The 17,525-nt window shown below is 56.9% G+C and carries 17 protein-coding genes; 4 read left to right on the top strand and 13 right to left on the bottom strand.

The features are described from left to right. Positions 1-29 precede the first annotated feature (29 nt). Both DXC52_RS08100 and DXC52_RS08105 read right to left on the bottom strand, forming a co-directional pair. Positions 30-248, bottom strand: a complete 219-nt coding sequence (locus DXC52_RS08100; RefSeq protein WP_022094153.1) for a hypothetical protein — start codon at positions 246-248, stop codon at positions 30-32. A 21-nt stretch (positions 249-269) separates the two neighbouring features. Next, entirely contained in the window at positions 270-3,467 is a 3,198-nt protein-coding gene (locus tag DXC52_RS08105) for a hypothetical protein (RefSeq protein WP_117746856.1), read from the bottom strand. A 198-nt stretch (positions 3,468-3,665) separates the two neighbouring features. Here DXC52_RS08105 and DXC52_RS08110 point away from each other — a divergent pair, with 198 nt between their 5' ends. Together DXC52_RS08110 and DXC52_RS08115 are read left to right on the top strand one after the other, a co-directional pair. Further along, a complete protein-coding gene (locus DXC52_RS08110; RefSeq protein WP_117746857.1) occupies positions 3,666-4,688 on the top strand; it encodes a YafY family protein in 1,023 nt (340 codons plus the stop codon). Further along, the gene (locus tag DXC52_RS08115; protein WP_117746858.1) at positions 4,675-5,592 is read left to right on the top strand and encodes a YafY family protein; all 918 of its coding nucleotides are present in this window, start codon (positions 4,675-4,677) and stop codon (positions 5,590-5,592) included. The genes DXC52_RS08110 and DXC52_RS08115 overlap by 14 nt, the downstream gene beginning before the upstream one ends. On the opposite strand, the gene DXC52_RS08120 is transcribed toward DXC52_RS08115, so the two are convergent. Further along, the gene (locus tag DXC52_RS08120; RefSeq protein ID WP_117746859.1) at positions 5,589-8,483 is read right to left on the bottom strand and encodes a helicase C-terminal domain-containing protein; all 2,895 of its coding nucleotides are present in this window, start codon (positions 8,481-8,483) and stop codon (positions 5,589-5,591) included. The two genes, DXC52_RS08115 and DXC52_RS08120, sit on opposite strands and share 4 nt — an antisense overlap. Further along, positions 8,477-9,442: a D-alanine--D-alanine ligase gene (locus tag DXC52_RS08125; protein WP_117746860.1), complete on the bottom strand. Its 966-nt coding sequence runs from the start codon at positions 9,440-9,442 to the stop codon at positions 8,477-8,479. Before DXC52_RS08125 ends, DXC52_RS08120 begins: the two co-directional genes overlap by 7 nt. Positions 9,443-9,527: 85 nt before the next feature. Here DXC52_RS08125 and rlmN point away from each other — a divergent pair, with 85 nt between their 5' ends. Continuing rightward, positions 9,528-10,580, top strand: a complete 1,053-nt coding sequence (gene rlmN, locus DXC52_RS08130; protein ID WP_055287295.1) for a 23S rRNA (adenine(2503)-C(2))-methyltransferase RlmN — start codon at positions 9,528-9,530, stop codon at positions 10,578-10,580. Between the two features lie 198 nt (positions 10,581-10,778). Here the strand turns inward: rlmN and DXC52_RS08135 are convergent, their stop codons facing one another. The 9 genes from DXC52_RS08135 to rpmH all read right to left on the bottom strand — a co-directional run bounded on the left by DXC52_RS08135 (position 10,779) and on the right by rpmH (position 15,818). Beyond that, on the bottom strand, positions 10,779-11,033 hold the full coding sequence (locus tag DXC52_RS08135; protein ID WP_006236197.1) for a hypothetical protein: 255 nt from the start codon (positions 11,031-11,033) through the stop codon (positions 10,779-10,781). Beyond that, complete coding sequence (locus DXC52_RS08140; RefSeq protein WP_199409502.1) at positions 11,023-11,928, bottom strand: ParB/RepB/Spo0J family partition protein; 906 nt, start codon at positions 11,926-11,928, stop codon at positions 11,023-11,025. Before DXC52_RS08140 ends, DXC52_RS08135 begins: the two co-directional genes overlap by 11 nt. Continuing rightward, the gene (locus DXC52_RS08145) at positions 11,921-12,721 is read right to left on the bottom strand and encodes a ParA family protein (RefSeq protein WP_117746861.1); all 801 of its coding nucleotides are present in this window, start codon (positions 12,719-12,721) and stop codon (positions 11,921-11,923) included. The genes DXC52_RS08140 and DXC52_RS08145 overlap by 8 nt, the downstream gene beginning before the upstream one ends. A 134-nt stretch (positions 12,722-12,855) precedes the next feature. Then, positions 12,856-13,593 (bottom strand): 16S rRNA (guanine(527)-N(7))-methyltransferase RsmG, encoded by a 738-nt coding sequence (rsmG, locus tag DXC52_RS08150; RefSeq protein ID WP_233504909.1) that lies wholly within the window; start codon positions 13,591-13,593, stop codon positions 12,856-12,858. Positions 13,594-13,689: 96 nt separating this feature from the next. Then, complete coding sequence (locus DXC52_RS08155) at positions 13,690-14,259, bottom strand: R3H domain-containing nucleic acid-binding protein (protein ID WP_022093802.1); 570 nt, start codon at positions 14,257-14,259, stop codon at positions 13,690-13,692. A gap of 44 nt (positions 14,260-14,303) precedes the next feature. Beyond that, positions 14,304-15,074 carry a YidC/Oxa1 family membrane protein insertase gene (locus DXC52_RS08160; RefSeq protein WP_006236192.1) on the bottom strand — a complete coding sequence of 257 codons (771 nt, stop codon included), beginning with the start codon at positions 15,072-15,074 and terminating at the stop codon, positions 14,304-14,306. 29 nt (positions 15,075-15,103) lie between these two features. After that, positions 15,104-15,328: a membrane protein insertion efficiency factor YidD gene (yidD, locus tag DXC52_RS08165; RefSeq protein ID WP_082222962.1), complete on the bottom strand. Its 225-nt coding sequence runs from the start codon at positions 15,326-15,328 to the stop codon at positions 15,104-15,106. After that, on the bottom strand, positions 15,325-15,663 hold the full coding sequence (rnpA, locus tag DXC52_RS08170; RefSeq protein ID WP_006236191.1) for a ribonuclease P protein component: 339 nt from the start codon (positions 15,661-15,663) through the stop codon (positions 15,325-15,327). Before rnpA ends, yidD begins: the two co-directional genes overlap by 4 nt. A 20-nt stretch (positions 15,664-15,683) precedes the next feature. Next, the gene (gene rpmH / locus DXC52_RS08175) at positions 15,684-15,818 is read right to left on the bottom strand and encodes a 50S ribosomal protein L34 (RefSeq protein ID WP_019127408.1); all 135 of its coding nucleotides are present in this window, start codon (positions 15,816-15,818) and stop codon (positions 15,684-15,686) included. A gap of 345 nt (positions 15,819-16,163) precedes the next feature. Here rpmH and DXC52_RS08180 point away from each other — a divergent pair, with 345 nt between their 5' ends. Further along, positions 16,164-17,516 (top strand): ATP-binding protein, encoded by a 1,353-nt coding sequence (locus tag DXC52_RS08180; protein ID WP_117746863.1) that lies wholly within the window; start codon positions 16,164-16,166, stop codon positions 17,514-17,516. Positions 17,517-17,525: the final 9 nt, after the last annotated feature.

Here is a 17,525-nt window from a genome sequence, read left to right on the forward strand (position 1 = left end):
CCCGCTTTCAATCACGTAAATCGCCGTATCTACTCTGCAGACGAAGATCCACCATCAACGATTGCCTGCTCGGACTCAGGAATCCCATCGGCACCCGTACTCTGTTCTTGCTCCACCTCTTCGCTGATTGCGGAGGCGGGGGTCGAGCCCTTTGCACCCACGATGTAGGCAGCCCCAAATCCTAACGCAATGGCAATCAAGGTCAAAATCACGTAGACAGGCCAATGGCGCTTAATATACGAAAACACGTTGACTCCTTAGAGCTCCGTCTACGAACGGCGGATAACCTCGGTCACGACCTCGGATACCGTGGCAATGTTCGTCGGGTTGACATTGTGGGGCAGGTCGTCCTCGGTACGAGCGCAAGCCAGACGCGTGCCGTCCACGCCGGCGATGGTGAGGGCTCGGCGGCTCGCCTCGAGCGCGGCATAGGCATCAGTCTTGGCATAGGGCATCTCGAGCGCGCCACAATCGACATGGAACGACTTGCACACCTTGCTGACCAGGTTCATGATGCGGCGATCGCCCTTGAGCAGCTGCTGTTCGCCCTCGACCGTCACCACCGAAAGCCTACCGGCGCCGACGGATTCAAGATTGATGAAGAATACGCCGCGGAGCTTATCGCGATGCGAAGCCAAGAAGGCCTTCATGCCGGCGCCATCACAATCCGAGGCGCCCGTTGCCACAAACCAGATATCGTGACCGAGCAGCTCATCATCGCCCATAGAGGCGACAGCCGAAAGCATATCTTCGGAAGAAGCGCCATCGGAAGACGCAGCGCCGCCCTTCCAGCCATCGTTATCGTCCTCGAAGTTATCCCACGAACCGATACCGCGACCGGACTTCTTGGCATCGTAATCGTCTTCGACGCCCAGCCAATCACTCATGCTGTCCTGCTCGTTTTTCCTTTTACGACCGAACAGGCCACCCAGGCCGCGTTTGCGAGACTTGGGTGCCGCTGGGGCGGGAGCCGAAATGGTCTCGATCGGCTGCGCGCCCGACGCAACGGGCATAGAAGGCGCAACGGGTGCCGATGTGGGTTCGGGACCCTGGGCAGTAGCAAAGGGGTCGTTGACCTGGGCAGAGGGATCGGGAAGGTCGAACAGCGACGTGCGAGACGCAACGTTTGCCTGTTTCATAGACGGCAGCGACGGATCGGGGACCGAAGCCAGCGGAGACGAGGAAGGTGCAGGCGACGGTGCCGACGCCGGATCGGGAACATTCATCTGCGGACGCGGCGATGCCTGGGAGGAAATCTGGGCCATAAGGGAATCGACCGTTTCGTCCTGGGTGGGAGCGACATTGGCAACCGTGGCACCGGAACCACTCGGGGTCGGCATGGTGAAAATCTGCGTGGAGTAAGGCCTCGACTCATCCGTCTCGGGAGTCTCGGAAACCGCAGGCACTTCCTCCTGCTCGACCTCGGTCGAATCACCTTGATCGGCTGCCGCGTATTGCTCTTCGTCAGAGTTGGCCTCGACGGACTCGTCCTCGGCGGCATCTTGGATTTCGGCAGCATCAATGGGCTCGTCATCGTCTGCCGCGTCGCCCTGCTCATCGGAAACAGGAAGGGGCTCGGCAATTGCGGTGCCTTGCTTTTCAAACGTTATCGTGGAATCGAACTGCGCGGCATCAAACGACATGGTGCTATCGACGTGCTGCTGAGCCTCGAAAGATGTTGTTGCCTCAACAACATCCGCTGACGTCGGTTGCTGAGCCTCGAAAGACATTGTAGCTTCGGCGGCGTCGACGGGCGCGGACTGCATAGCCTCGTTCTGCTCGAACTCTTGCGCCGCGTGCTCACGTGCCGCCTCGGCTGCCTGCTGCTGAGCGATAGCCTCCTGCTCGGCAGCCTCGCGTGCGGCAGCGCGCCTCTCCTCGAAATCGTCGACAAATTTCTTGCCCTTTGCAAGCGCACCCTTAAAGAAGTTGGAAGCGCTGGCGCCAATCGACGAGAACGCGGATGCAATGTCGGCATGGGGCGTTGCCGCGGGAATCTCGGCCGAGAAATCAGTATCGCTCTCGTAAGACACGCGCCTCGGCTGTTCAACGTAATCGTCGTCAGACTCGTCCGCAACGTCTTGCGCCGGCGCGGCGGGAGCCAAAACGTCCAGTCCTGCCGCGGAATCGATCGCGGACACCGCCTCGGGCTCGGCAACGGCAGCGGTAACCGCGGCAGACTCATCATCCGCAGCGACAACGGGCGCAGGCGCAGCCACGACGGGGGCAGGCTCGGGCTCAAACGTCGGCTCCTCGCCCTCCTCGTAATCGAGCGCGCAGGACTCGGGAAGCATTCCGAGCGCACGGATGGCATCCGAACCAAAGCGGATGTTGCCGGCGGCGTTGCGATAGAGCTTGGGCTCGGGCTCGGCCGCGGCAGGCTCCTCCGCCGGCTCAGCAGCGGGAACCTCGTCATTGAACTCTTCGGCCTGGACAGCCTGATTCTGATCCTCGGGCACGATGGCGCCAATCAGCGTCTCGTCGGCAGACGCACCCTCAAAGCCCTCGATCTGCTCGTCAAAAGCCTCGCCCTGTTCGGGCTCGGTTTGAGCGTCGGGAGCAATCGGCTGACCGAACTCGTCCTCGGCGTAGGTAGGCTCTTCGTACTCGATGGTGTTGCCGTAGTCGTTTTGCTGCTGGGCCGCGGCATACTCCGCCGCCGCGCGCGCCATTTCCTCGGCACGACGTTTCTGCTCCCCAAAATAGGTATCGAACGGAACATCGTCGGGAAACTCGTTCTCGCCCTGGAAGGGAGCAACGTTGTCCATAACGCCGAGCATAGCGGCGACAGAAGACTTGTTGCACACCGCGCCGGACGTATAGGGAAGAACGTGGCGGTTAGAGATGATGTTTGCCGCGTTGGCAAGTGCAACGAGGGAAGCGAGGATCGCGACAATCCACAGCAGAACCTTGAGCGCGCCGGGGAGCGGCAGGATACGCAGGATGGCAACGGCAGCAGGGGCAACCGTGGCAACGGGCAACAGCTTGGCGATGAGCGCACGATACGAAGCATAGGGCTCGCGGGCGAGCAGCTCAGCACGGGGAGAGTCGTAGTGTGCGACAACGACCACCGGGCGGTTGCGCGGAGACGCGAGCGGGCCCGAGGCCTTGTGGTAGGCGATGACATTTTGGCTCACGCCCGTCTTGCCCAGGCGCGAAACCACGGGGTGGCCCGTGCGCTCGAGCACGTAAAGAACGGCGCCGACAATGGCCAGCAAGGTGCCGACCAAGCCGATACCGCCGCCGATGCCCATCAGCAGGGCGCCGGCAAACGCAAGAATACCGGTAACGGCAAATGCCAATCTACTGGGCGCCGGGGCATTGAACTCCTGAACCTCGGGGTCAAAGCCGTGGTTGCGGAAGATCTGAGCGATATCCTCGGCAGCCAAGCGCTCTTCTTCGCTGCATGCCGGCGTAATGCCGGTGTTCTGCAGCAGGTGGTTAATATAGTTCTGGGTGTTCGCCATGTGCGCTCCACATCCATAATCCGACAAATAGGCCCAATGCATGCACATTAGAACCGTATATAGTCGAAAGTATACCCCGAGCGAGCGCAAACGACCGAATTCGGGCCATCTTAACGCCTCGAGCGGACAAGGATATAGCCTAATCTCCATATCGGACTAAAATCATGGCAGCAAACTACCTTCTCATGCGAGGATTCTATGACGGCAAGCGACGCGACCGCGACAATTAAAAAGGGAAGTTCGGAGCCCGGTTTCGATAAAACGGCTCAGCGCATCCTCAATCTTTTCTTTGTGCTCAACAGCTCCCCCGAACCGCTGACGACCGAGCAGATCGTCTTGGATTCTGACCTGGGATATGGCTCGGGCAGTATCGACTCGGATAAGCGCAAGTTTCGGCGCGATCGTGACAAACTGCTCGAGCGTGGCATCTTAATCAAGGAGGTTCGCCCCGCCGGTGCGCAGGAGACCGAGGAAAGCTCGTGGACAATCGACCGCGAGCACACGTTTGCTGCAGGCGGCCTCATCACCGCAGACGACGCCGATATCCTACTCAACGCCATCGACCAGACGCTAGCGGCCGGCTCTTCCACCTTTGCCGCGCCGCTTGCCGATATTCGCTCCAAAATTGCCTACCTCACCGGCATGTCGGCGGTGGACGAAGTACCGATCCGCCGCTCTCCCACCGTCGATGCGGTATGGAGCGCCTTTGCCGAGCGATGCGCGCTGCGATTTTTATATCAGAACGGACGCGGCGAGCAGAAAGAACGTACCGTCTGTGTCTACGGCATGTTCGAACGCGAGGGCGTGGCGTACTTCTGCGGCCTCGACAATGTCACCGACGACATCAGGACATTCCGCTGCGACCGTATCGTTCGCGCATGGCGTCCTTCGAAGGCCTACGCCATCCCTGCGGACTTCAATCTCAACGACTATCTGTTCTTTGAATTCGATTTCGCCGACCGACCGCCCGTTGCAGCCACGTTCTCGTTCGCCCCTCAGACGCAGATCGATATGATCAACGGCCTCACGCGCGGGCGAGGTGAGCTCACACACACCGATGCGGGATGGATCTGGACCGTTGACGTGCGCGACCTTGAAGCCGCCGCCTCATTTTGCATGGCCCACGCCATGGACGGCATGAGGCCCATGGCCCCCAAATCGCTCAAGCAGGCGTGGAACCACCTCATAGAAAGGACGGTGCACGAGCATGCCCGTGCGTAAACTCACCAGCGAGCAGAGACTCTCGCGCGCCATCGACATCATGGAGGCCCTCTACGCCGCCGGCGATGGCGGCATGACACGAACCGAGATTTGCAGCCGCTTTGACATCACGGGGGCGTCGCTCGACGAGATTCTCGAGATCGTCTCGACGCTCGCGGACCGAGAATCGGGCGCGCGCATCATCTGCGAATGCCGCGGCGAGCGCGTGGCCCTCACTGGTGACGCCGGGCGCGTGCTACCGTTGCGCCTGAGTGCCGCCGAGGGCGCCGTGCTCAACCATGAACTTGAATCGTTGGGGATCGAGCCGCAGACGGCAGCTCGGATTCGACATGCCCTTCTGCCCGAAGAGCTCGGTTATAACCAGCGCGTCTTTGACACCGTCAACCACGGGTCGCACTGGCAGCAGCTGAGCTGCGCCATTCAGGACGGTGTTCGTTGCCGCATCTCGTATCGCTCGATGGACGATGCGCGGCCACGCGAGCGTCTGGTCGACCCCTTGCGCATTACGGCAAACGGCGACCAAACATACCTGATTGCCTGGGACATCGCGATCGATGAGCAGCGCACCTATCGCATGGATAAAATCGAGGGACTCACCTTGACGGAAGACTCCGTCGTGCCTCACACACCGGGCGTCGCATCCCTCCACGATTCCCTTGCCCGGACGCAGCGTAGCGCAAAGCTCTTGATGCCATTCGATATGGCGGAGCATCTGGACTGGGCCGGCATCACCCTAATCGAGCGCAGCGGGGCAGACATGGCAACGGTAGCCGTGCATTACGGCTCCGAGCGTTGGCTACTGAGCCAGGTAATCGCAGCGGGCGGAGCCATCCGCATCTTGGGTGACCCCGCCCTGTCAAAGCGTCTGTGCGATATGGCAAAAACCCTCGTCTGTCCGCTTTAGCGCCGCCGCTCGTGACGTGCGCGCCACAGTTGCAGATAGTGACCGATCTGCGCCGATTCGATGCGCTGGTAGGAGCTCGTGGGCAGCGACGTTAAGAACTTCTTTCCGTAGCCCTTCGTCACCAGGCGCGGGTCGGCCAGAATCAGCACGCCGCAATCGGTCGACGAGCGGATAAGGCGGCCGGCCGCCTGCTTAACCTCGAGCACCGCCTCGGGCAGCGAATAGCGCGCCCAAGCGCGGTCTTCGCGCAGGTTGCGCTCGCACGAGAGCGGGTCCGTGGGGCTCGAGAACGGCAGCTTGGGAATGATGACGCAACGCAGCGTCTCGCCGCTGGCGTCAAACCCCTCCCAGAAGGCCTTAAGCGCAAAAAGCGACGAGGTCGGCTCGTTGATAAACCGGTCGCGCAGGCGACGAGGAGATGAGTTGCGCTGCTGGCAGTCGAGTTCCAGACCCGCACGGGCCATCTTGGGCTCAACGCGGGCGTACAGGTCTTCCATGTCGCGCCGATTGGTGAACAGTGTGAGCACCGATCCGCCCATGGCAAGATGGGCGTCGACCAGCACGCGCTCGAGCGCCGTAAGATAGCTCTCGCGATCGCGCGGATCGGGGATATCGCCCGCAACGACTACAGCCATGTTCGAATCGAAGTCGTAGCTCGAGTCCAAGTGCAGCGATGAGGATGTTGAAGCACCGATGCGATCGAGGCCGACCGCATGGTTAAAGTGTTCAAAGCTTTTGGACACCGTCATAGTCGCCGAGGCAAAGATAGCCGTGTGAACCTCGGGCAGCCACTCGGTTGCCAAGGCCTCGCCAATGTCGATGCGCTCTGCGGTCATCGACTCTCCGCCGGCACGCAGCCTGCGATTGACTTGCAGCGAATACACGTAGTGTTCATCGGTGCCATCAATGATGAGTTTGAGGTTCTCGACCAGCTCGTGCAGGCGACGCGAGATATCACCCAGGTCAACAACAACCTCGGGCTTGTCGGCGGCGACGGCTTGCACCAGCGCGTCGACGCTCTTGTCAGCCTGTTCCAATGCGTCGATGCAAGTGTAGGCCGACTGTAAGAAATCATGCCAGTCGTCAGATTCGCGCAGCTCGGGGCCAATCCATAGATTGGCATTGTCATAACCCCCACGCGCACGGCGGCCGAGCTCGCGAACGCCATCGAACACGTCGGCGATTGCCATGCTCGCGCGCGCAACCGTCGACGTCGCCTTGGCAGTAAGGCCCAGATAGAGCGTAGAGCCCTCGGAGGTTGCCAAATCACGGGAAACCTGGCTTAGCGCGCCGGTGCTCGAGCCACCCAGGCGCTCAAACAGAACGCGTGATTCGTCCGCCGACACCACGCGCGCCCACTGGCGGCGCGCCTCGCGCTCGATGGAATGGGCCTCGTCGATTACCCAATGACGAATCGGAGGTAAAATCCTGCCCTCGGCCGCGACATTGCGGAACAGCAGGGAATGGTTGGTGACCACCACATCGGCATGCGCCGCACGACGGCGAGCGCCGTGGACCAAACATTTATCAGGGAAAAACGGGCAGAGGCGACGAGCACACTCGCGCGAGGCCGTCGTAAAGTCGGGACGGTTGACGCTGCGCCACCGAATGCCGAGCGAGTCGAGGTCGCCATCGGCTGATTGGCAGACGTACGCCATAATGACCGCGACCGCCGTGAGCGTGTCCGCCGGATCGCGCTTGGTGGTAATCTCGACCTGGCCTCGGCTCATGCGCTCAAGCTTGCGCAGGCACGGATAGTGGTCATAGCCCTTGAGAGCGCAAAATGACAGACCACCGTCCAGTTGCTCGGCAAGTTTTGGCAGCTCATGGTACATGAGCTGGTCGGCAAGATTGTTCGATTTGGTCGCAATACCAACCGTGATGTTGTTACGGCGTGCTGCCTCGGCAAAAGGCACCAGATAGGCCATCGATTTGCCGACGCCCGTGCCCGCCTCAATTACGCGATGTGTGCCCGTGACCAGCGCATCGCGGACCTCGAGCGCCATCGCGATCTGCTCATCACGCGGCTCGTAAGTGGGATACATGCGATTGACCAGGCCACCCGGCGCATAGTCTGCCTCAATCTCCTCACGACTCGGCATCTTGAGGACCGGCAGTTCGTCGGCGTCCACCCGATCGTCGGCGCGATCGGCCTTGAGAACGTCAGCACGAGCGGCGCTGAGAGAGAAGATAGAACCAGGGTTCTGCCCTGCCAAGAATGAGAAGATAGGACGATAGGACCAAGGCACATCCGGATGCATGTCGGCTAGGCGCGCCATGAGGCCCTGAGGCAAGTCGGTGAGCGCCACGAGCAACACGCGCCATACGCCACACAGGGCGTCGACGTCGGCATTGGCACGGTGTGATACCGAGTCACAGCCAAACAGATCGGCCATAAAAGACAACTTGTGCGATGCCAGGCGCGGAAGCGCGATGCGCGACAGCGCCAGCGAATCGATCCAGATATCGCTCACGTTGACGCCGCCTTTGACCGACTCGATAAACGAGCGGTCGAACGTGGCGTTATGTGCGATTACCGGGCAACCACCGACAAAATCGGCGAGAGCGGCTACGGCCTCAACGGCCGACGGGGCATCTGCCACATCGGCATTTGTAATGCTCGTGAGCTCGGTGATCTCGGCGGGAATCAGCTGCTTGGGATGCACGAAGGTATCGAAGCGGTCGACGACCTCGCGGCCCGAAAGACGGGCCGCCGAGATCTCGATCAGCTCATTGTCCTGCACCGAAAGACCTGTGGTCTCGGTATCGAGGACAATCACATCTTCCTCGATAAGGCCGAAGGACTGCGTTTTGGCGCGTTCGGCAAGCGTGGCATAGGAGTCGATGACAAACTGCGGCGTTCCTGACGAAACCGCGTCCTCGATTAGCATGCAATGCCCGCTCGACGAAGGCCCATACGAATCAGGCTGTCACAGACCTGCGGGAACGTCATGTCGTCGGTGTGGCGGATCTCGTCCGGATACAGCGACGTATCGGTCATGCCGGGAATGGTATTGGTCTCGAGGATAACGGGGCCGTCCTCACTCACGATAAAGTCGCTGCGCGAGATACCCAGGCAACCGAGGGCCTTGTGAGCAGCACAGGCAAGCTCCTGAGCGCGAGCGTAATTCTCGGGTGAAATCTGCGCCGGAATGCGATGGATGTCCGTAGGGTCGACATATTTCACGTCCAGATCGTAGAACTCGCAGTCCTCGGGTTTGCGAATCTCGACAATCGGCAGAGCGCGCACGTCGTCCTCGCCGTACACACCGACGGTGATCTCGGTACCCTCGATGCACTTCTCGACCAGCACTTTGTCGCCGTACGCAAACGCCTTGGCGATTGCCGCGGGCAGCTCGGAGGGCTCATGGACCAGGGAAATGCCATAGCTGGAACCGTTGACGGCCGGCTTCACAAAGCAGCGCTCGCCACAAACCTCGACGATATGATCGATATCGACTTCATCGCCCACCTCGAGCGCGAGGCCGGGGGCAATGGGAATGCCCGCCTTGGCGTACAGGAGCTTAGAGACCTCCTTGTCGGCACCGCAGGCGCTGGCAAGCACGCCCGAGGCCGTGTAGGGGATACCCAGGGTCTCCATGGCGCCCTGCATGGCGCCATCCTCGCCGCCGGCACCGTGCATGGCGATAAACGCCACGTCAAAGCCGCCGGTCGCCATGGTTACCATAAAATCATCGGCAGCCGTGTCGAGCAGCTCCACCGAAGTGTAGCCGGCCTCCTTCAAGGCAACCACGACGTTCTTTCCCGAATTGAGCGAGATCTCGCGCTCAGCGGAATGACCGCCCGCCAAGACCGCTACGTGCATGTTCTCTAGGCTTTTACCCGGCATGGGCAGACTCCTCCTCTATAATTTCTGCAGCTGATACCATATTGTAGCGATACCCTCTACGTTTCCCCAAAATCGAAAGGCTTCCATGAATCCCAGGACTAAATCTCAGGACATTCGCGACTTGAGCCAAAACGATATTCGCGAGCTCGTGGCCGAGCTTGGCCAGCCCGCCTTCCGCGCGAAGCAGCTCATCGAATGGGTCTTTGAGAAGAACGTTTGTTCGTTTGACGATATGACCAACCTTCCCAAGGCTTTCCGCGAGCAGCTTAAAGAGGCTTTCGCCTTTGACACGCCGACTGAACTCACCAAGCAGGTTTCCAAAGATGGCTCTCGCAAGTATCTGCTCGAGTACCACGACGGCGTTTCCGTCGAGACCGTCGGCATGCCCCGTCGTAACAAGCTTTCCGTCTGCGTTTCCACCCAGGCAGGCTGTGGCATGGGCTGTGCCTTTTGCGCTACCGGTCTCAACGGCCTCAAGCGCTCTCTGACCGCTCAAGAGATCGTCGACCAGGTACTTCATGTATCCAACGACTTTGGCGAGCGCGCCACGAGCGTTGTCTTCATGGGCCAGGGCGAGCCGTTTGCCAACTACGACGAGGTTCTCAAGGCGCTGCGAATCCTCAACGACCCCGATGGCATCGGTATCGGCGCTCGTCACCTCACCGTCTCTACCAGCGGCGTTATTCCCGGTATTCGCAAATTTGCCGACATCCCCGAGCAGTTCACGCTTGCCGTTTCCCTGCATTCCGCCATCCAGTCGACGCGCAATAAGCTCATGCCCGGTGTTAAGAAGTACACGCTGCTTCGCCTTCACGAAGCGCTTCAGCTCTACACCGAGAAGACCGGCCGCCGCCCGACCTATGAGTATGCCATGATCGAAGGCGTCAACGATACGAATCCCGAAATGCAGGCGCTCTGCGACTTCTGCGAGGGAACGCTGTGCCACGTTAACCTCATTCAGCTTAACGACATCGAGGGTAGCCCGCTCAAGCCGTCGCCGATTCATAAGGTTGAGGATCTTCAGCGTCGTCTTGAGTCCCGTGGCATCGAGACCACGATTCGTAACTCCCGTGGTAACGATATTGACGCCGCTTGCGGACAGCTGAAGCAGCGCTTCAAAGTTCAGAAGAACGCATAGGGGAGTCGCATCCCAAAACGTTTCATGTGAAACATCGAACGACCCCGGTTACAGAATATGCAACCGGGGTCGTTTCATTTATTGACCTTAATTTTGAATCAGCTGCTACCTGTCCCATTTTTACGGCCAAAATAAGGGGTCCTTGTCTCATGAATCAGACAAGGACCCCTCAAAATATGCTGAGTAATTGTTAGGTACCTAATAGCCTACATTTTCCCATTGGTTGCTGACCCAACCTTGATTAATCTTGGGATTCTTCGTTACCTGAGCAGTACGCATGGCAACATCTTCTGTCATAACATCCATTTTCTTTTTGGAAGTATCGACGATATCTTGCGCGCTACGAAGCAAACGACCTCGAAGTTCATCGTCTGTAGCGATCCTATAGCCAGCAAAGGCACCAGCCGCGACAGTCGTCACCAATGCAATCGCTGTTAAAATCTTATTCCTCATCTCGGCCTCCTTGATCAAACTGAATCATTTCGCCAAGAATACGAGAGAGCTCTTCCTCGTCTTTAAACTCAATCTCAATCTTATTCTTTCCACGCGAGCTCTTCACACGCACGTTGGTATTAAAAACCTGACGAAGCACGCGGGCAGCCTTTTTAAAAGACTGAGGCGTTGCAGGCCTCGGCGTCTTAGGTGTCTCTCCGGCAGAAAACAACGGAGCAAGATTTTCTGTCGCTCTTACGGAAAGGCCCTCTGTAACAACTTTCTCAGCAAGTCGAATACGCGCGTCCTCATAGGGAACTGCAAGAATCGCACGTGCATGACCAGCAGTAAGTTTACCCTCAAAAATCATCTGCTGAACTACTTCGGGGAGATCGAGAAGACGCAGCGAGTTTGTAATTGCAGAGCGTGACTTGCTTACTGCCTTGGACAATGCCTCCTGGGTCATCCCGCTGGCATCAATGAGTTGGCGATAGCCCTTAGCCTCTTCGACGGGATTCAGATCAGAACGCTGAAGGTTTTCGATAAGAGCAAGAGCCAGCATCTCTTCATCATTTACCTCTTTAATGATGACTGGCAATTCTTCAAGGCCAGCAAGCTTTGACGCCTGGTAACGACGCTCACCAGCGATGATCTCATAGCCGTTTCCATGTTTGCGAACCAAAAGCGGCTGCAAAACGCCATGTTCTTGGATTGACTCGCTCAACTCGCGAAGTTCAGTTTCGTTAAAGTGAATTCGCGGCTGATTAGGGTTGGGAACGATATCCTCAATAGGTAGTTTTGTTTCAGATGCGGCATTTGAAGCCGATGCAGCCGAACCGCCGGTCTCATACTCGGCCTCTGAGACCAAAGCATTGAGTCCACGTCCCAATCCGCCACGTTTCTTTACACTAGGCACGCTTGATCACCTCTTTTGCAAGGTTCATATATGCTTTTGCACCCTTATTTTGAGGTGCATAGGTAATTACCGGTTCTCCAAAAGACGGAGCTTCGGAGATTTTAACCGTACGGGGGATTAGCGTCTTAAACGCCTTATCACCAAAGTACGATTGAACCTCCTCAACAACCTGATTCGATAGTGAAGTACGCGAGTCATACATGGTCATAAGCACACCATAGGTGTCTAAGCCCTTGTTCAGCCGTGATTTGACCATCTTCATTGACTCAAGCAGCTTCGTAACGCCCTCGAGTGCGTAATATTCGCACTGGATCGGAATCAAAACGCTGTCTGCTGCGGTCAAAGCGTTGATAGTAAGCAGGCCGAGCGAAGGAGGACAGTCAATGAAAATAAAGTCAAACTCGTCCTGAATCGGCTCAAGCAAATCTTTGAGGCGGGTTTCACGAGCAATTGCGCTTACGAGCTCAATTTCCGCGCCTGCAAGTTGAATTGTAGCCGGAATAACGAATACCTTTTTACAATTTGTATCAAGAACAAGCGATTCTGCCGGCACATCATTCAACAATGCATCATAGATGCAGTGATCAAGGTCTTCTTTTTCAATTCCGAATCCACTGGTGCTGTTTCCCTGCGGATCAAAATCGACAATCAGTGTCTTACGACCCTGCTCACCTAGTGCTGCTGCAAGGTTTACGGCCGTCGTTGACTTACCGACGCCGCCTTTTTGATTGATGATTGCAATGATACGCGTGTTTTTTGCGCTCTTAGAACGCTTAACGTCGCGAAATCCCACGGTCCCTCCTGGTGTGTATTAAAGCTGTCAAACGGAGGATGTTTCACGTGAAACATTCCGAATCGATATCAACCGCCATGTTTCACGTGAAACACTGCAAGTTGTTAGTATCCATTATGTTTCACGTGAAACATCTAGGCAAGCGGATTCTTCTTTGCCACGCCATTTGCACGAGGCAATGAGACAGATGCTGGATGACTCTTCTTAAGAACAATGAACTCCCTGTGACCCAAGCCTTCAGGCAAATCAATTGCGTCATTCAGAAGCAAAGTGAAGCCGCAAATCTTAGCTGCTGACATGCCGGAAGCAAGCTCCTCATCCGAAGGATTGCCCTTGGTTATAACAAATAGACCTCCATCCTTCAGATACGGAGCCGCATACTCAACAAGAATCGGTAGAGGGGCCAGTGCGCGGGCGGTTACAACAGAGAACTGCTTCTTATGGCTCCGAGCATATTCTTCAAGACGATCATGAACCGCATGGGCATGTTTCAATCCAAGAGCATGGACAAAGGAATTTACCGCATCAACCTTCTTGCCAACAGAGTCAATATAAGTAGCTTTACGATGCGTGGTTATGGTTAATGGAATACCAGGGAAGCCCGCACCTGTTCCCATATCGAGCAAAGCTCCCTCAGGAGCCTTGTTGATATAGGGGAGCAAAACAAGTGAGTCGAGGATATGAAGTACTGCAGCATCTTCTACGTTAAGAATACGGGTGAGATTGGTTGTCTTATTTGTTTCTAGAACCAAATCCAAATGCTGAATACATTTCCTCAGCTCAACATCAGTTACGCTCAAGGAATACTCTTTGCAATAGAAAGCTAGACGACTCAACATCTCGTCAGCTTGCTGATCAGTAAGTACTAACAACGAAAGCTCCTTTCTGACAAAAATCAGCGTATCGAGAACTTTTGACAAAAAAAGGGGACGTGGAAACCACGTCCCCTTAGCATAAACTCGAGTAGATTATCGAGCAACAATCACCACATGGCGATCAGGGTCAGAACCCTCAGAATGAGTATCGACGGCATCATTGCCACGAAGTGCAATGTGAACCAGTCGACGCTCGTAGGCATTCATGGGCGGAAGCGAAACACTCTTATGAGTGCGAATGGCACGCTCGGCAGCAGACTGAGCCATGGAGGCAACCTTGTCCTGACGGCGGCTCTTGTATCCCTCGACGTCCACTACAACCGGATACCTAAAGCCAAGTTTGCGGCTCACCAGCAAAGAGAACATAACCTGAAGGGCATCAAGGGTGCGACCATGACGGCCAATGAGAACAGCAAGGTCGGGAGCCGTTACATCCAAAATCAGCTCACCTTCGTCGCCCTCATACTCATCGATAGGAGAGTTGGCGGCATCGAAGTGCGAAAGGATGGAACGCAGGATGGAAATAGCAACATCGGCAATGGTGTCGAGCTCCTCATCGGTCAGCTCTTCACCAGCCTTGTAGCGCTGTGCAATCTCGGGATAATCGCCCGCGACCTGCGGGGCAACCTCCTCAAGCATATCCTCGATGATCTCTTCAGACATAACGTACTCCAAAAGTTAGGTACCTAAATAAGATTGATATCCCACTACTTCTTCTTGTGCGGGCGCGGCTTCTTCTCTCGACGAGTGACCTCAACCTGCAACGGAGCGTTCTTAAGACGCTCCTCCTCATCGGCCTTCGCCTTGTCGATGACCTTCTGCGTCACAAAAATCTGCTGGATAACCTGCCAAGCAGACGAGACGTCGTAGTACAGCAGAACACCAACGGGAAGGCTCCAGCCCATCCAAAGCATCATGACCGTCATGACAACGGCCATCATACGCATGCTCTGAGCCTGCTGGCCGGTCTGGTTGCGCGACATATAGAGCTGCGGAATCAGGGTCAGAACGGCGAACAGGATCAGGCAAACCAGCGCAGGCAGTGCAACCATAAAGCCATCGGCAAAGGAAGCACTCGGCGTGGTGGTCAGGTCGGGCAGGATGTTGAAGAACGAGAACGTGCCGTCGTTAAAGTACTGCGGCAGGTTGCGCAGCAATGTAAACAGGGCGAACAGGATAGGCATCTGAATCAGCAGCGGCAGACAGCCAGCCATGGGGTTGAACTTGTTCTCGCTGTAGAACTTCTGCATCTCCTCGGCCTGACGCTGGGGATCGTCGGCATAGCGCTCCTGGATCTCGAGCATCTTGGGCTGCAGCACCTGCATGCGAGCCGTCGACTTGGTCGACTTGAGCATGAGCGGCGTCAGCAGCAGACGGATGATGACCACCAGGATGATGATGGACAGGCCCCAGTCGACCGCAAAGGTCTGGATGAGCTTGAGCAGCTCGAAAAGGATGTTAACGATCCAATCCCACATGTAAGTTTTCCTCCGATAGCGAGTGCCCGCTAGGGCACAGGGTCATAACCGCCGACGTGCAGGGGATTGCAACGAGCGATGCGCCTCACGGCAAGCCAGCAGCCTCTCAAAACACCGTGCTTCTCAATCGCCTGGATGGCGTATTGCGAGCACGTTGGGTAATAAATGCAGGCGTCAGGCAATAAGGGCGAAATAACCTGTTGATATATGCGAATAGGAGCGATGGCAACACGTCGCAAAACGTGATTGCTCATCGCTCCTCCCCGGCAACGCCGGCGCGCTTCATAAGCGAACGCAACGCCTTGTCCATCTCCTGCGGCGAGGAAACCCTCGTCTTGGGAGTTGCAAACAAGATGATGTCATAACCCGCAACGGGAAATCCGCAGCTGCGGGCGGCCTCGCGCATCACACGCTTAGATCGGTTGCGCACGACGGCACAACCGAGTCGCTTAGCACCAACGAAGGCGACCCTTCCGGAGTCGCCTTCGCCAACCGATTCACATATGGTCATTCGAATCAGAGGGTGATTGAAACGACGCCCCTGACTGAACACATGCTCGAAATCTTGCCGAGACTTAATAGTCTTCATGCGAGATGTGTGTATCGCTGCTAGACAGTGAGACGCTTGCGGCCCTTGGCGCGACGACGGGCGAGCACGGCACGACCACCCTTAGTGGCCATACGGGCACGGAAGCCATGGGTCTTGGCACGCTTACGCTTATTAGGCTGATACGTACGCTTCATCTTAAGTTCCTCCTGCTGCATTTCGAGTGTCCGCGGGGACGCGGACGCAGATATAGACACGTGAGCTTGAAGATTGTAGGGAAATCAATGTTCAAATGTCAAGAAATCAAAGGTAAAAGGTTGCGCAGTTCACACGGTTCCCCCATAAGCACAACCGAAATTTGCGCCTCATGGCAACCTTTCACGATATTTCATCGAGTTTTCAACAGGTCATGTTGGCAATGTTGAGAACTTTTCGCCCGTTTTCCAAAGTTTTCAACAAGTTTTGAAAAGTTGTCGAAAGATGAGAAACGTTGCACGGTGAGCTACTATTTGTTCGAAACCTTTTGAAAGATTGCGAGCGGCATGTCTGACGACTTTTACACCATGGTCGATTCCGGAGACCCGGCACCCGACAACGAGCACATCACCGGCGTGCGCGAAGAGCGTGCGGAAGGCGAGCAGACGACCACGCAGGCGCCAAAAGCCATGTACGCCGCGCGCATCGCCGTCTATGACGACATGCTGTCGACACCGCGGGTGATCGTCATTGATCCGCAAGATGTCCGCACGTATTTGGAAGAGACGACCAACACCGTCTACCAGTGCATGAAAGAACAAGGTGGCCATATCTCGCTCATGGTCATCCGCGAGATTGTCGAAAACTTTATCCACGCACACTTTGCCGAGCCCATCATCTCGATTCTGGACGGCGGAGACACCATCCGCTTTGCTGACCAAGGACCCGGCATCGACGACAAGGAACGTGCTTTCGACTTTGGCGTTACCAGCGCAAACAGCAAGATGAAGCGCTATATCCGTGGAACCGGAGCAGGGTTTCCCATGGTGCAGGAGTATTTGGAAAACGCCGGCGGTGCCGTATCCATCGAGGACAACATGGGCAACGGCACCGTGGTTACGGTAAGCCTGGACCCTAAACGCGTGCAGGAAATCGAGCGCGCCGGCGGACGCGGTGCTTCCGTGCGGCCCGAGACGGAGCAGCCCACATATCCCCTGCCGGGAGCTTTTGCGCAGCAGCCCATGGCAACGCAGCAGATGCAGCCCCCCGTGGGGCAGATGCAGCATCCCGGAATGCTTCCTACACAAGAGCCCCAGGCGACATCGATGTCGATGCCGCCAAACATGCCAGAGACCGTGCCGCTGGCGGATCAGGATGCAGCAGCAATGCAGCAGGCGACGGGGGCACCGGGTGGCCAGCAAATGGGCTATCAGCCGTACCAACAGGGATATCCATATCAGCAGATGCCGCCACTGGGGTATGGCCAGCAGTTCCCGCAGCAGTACCAGCAGGGATATCAGCAGCCGTACCAGCAGATGCCGCAGCAGCAGTACAGCCCTTGGGCCCAGCAGATGCCTCCGCAGCCTTACCAACAGTGGCCTCAAAGTTTTCAACAGCAAATGCCACCGATGCAGAGTTCTCAACAACCAGCAGCTCAAATGATGTATCCTAATGCAGCAAATCAGTATGCGCAGCCACAACCGGACGTGTTCGTAAGCGACCGCGGCAACGCCGCGCTGGGCTATCTGGCGCAAAATCAAGCGTGCGGTGCAACCGATCTGGCGAGGGCGTTTGGAAACTCGGCCCCCACTTGGTCACGCACGCTCAATGACTTGGCGCAGGCCGGCTTGGTCATCAAGCATGGCCAGAAATACCATCTGACCGAACTCGGCGCCGCTCGCGTGCGAGCTCAGAGCTAAAGAACGGGA

This window comes from Collinsella sp. TF05-9AC (assembly GCF_003438495.1).
Lineage (GTDB): Bacteria > Actinomycetota > Coriobacteriia > Coriobacteriales > Coriobacteriaceae > Collinsella.